The sequence below is a fragment of the Nitrosospira sp. NpAV genome (genome assembly GCF_000832065.1).
GTDB lineage: Bacteria > Pseudomonadota > Gammaproteobacteria > Burkholderiales > Nitrosomonadaceae > Nitrosospira.
On the sequence record NZ_JXQM01000096.1, the window covers coordinates 1 to 661 of the forward strand.

1 protein-coding gene and 1 pseudogene are annotated in these 661 nt (G+C 46.7%); both read right to left on the minus strand.

Going from position 1 to position 661, the window contains the following annotated elements; genetic code table 11:
- Positions 1 to 136: FAD-dependent oxidoreductase (locus tag SQ11_RS16980; RefSeq protein WP_156972537.1), on the minus strand; the 136-nt coding region annotated here is incomplete at its 3' end.
- A gap of 254 nt (positions 137 to 390) precedes the next feature.
- Positions 391 to 661 (minus strand): annotated as a pseudogene (locus SQ11_RS17665) (hypothetical protein); the annotation flags it as partial.

A 661-nucleotide genomic window follows, 5' to 3' on the forward strand; every position in this document is an offset into this window, starting at 1 on the left:
ACATTTGCCCCAACGTATCCAGATTTTGCGTCAAGAGCAATGTTTTCCGGCCCGTCCGAGCCGCTGCCAGAGCAGCTTCCGTCCCGGCATGTCCGCCGCCCACAACGATGATGTCAAAATCTTTTGAAGAATGCATAAGCAGGATTTGCTGGTTACGCAGCGTATCTGAGTAAATTCAGACAACTGCATGATCAGAATTACCAATGGAATTAACGATATTTTATCCTAAAAACTGCATTCGGCCACGTACAAGCACCTGCAAACCCGTCCTCGATCATGGCCCTCTACACCTTACCGCCGTGTTCTTCGCTGATATGCGCTGCTGTGGCAAGACGCTCAACAGTGAAAAACGGTTTGATTGTCTGTCAATAGCGTCAACCAGATAAATTATCAGACAACCGAGTCGGTCACCGAGAAAAAATCCCTTGCCTTTGTCCCGACATACCAGGTCAACCCTTTGTTGGCAGAAAAACCAATGACTACGCCAACACCAAATGGAATAGCCTTTCTTGCAGCTTTCTTTGTGAAAGCTATTCCAGCTTTCCTGAATATTTCCTGTAGGGTTTGAAAAGGTGCCTCATTCAGATATTGTTGCATCATCTTGACGGATGCTTTTTTGCTGGATTCTTTCCCGCCTACCTTCGTCATTTCACTGATCGCG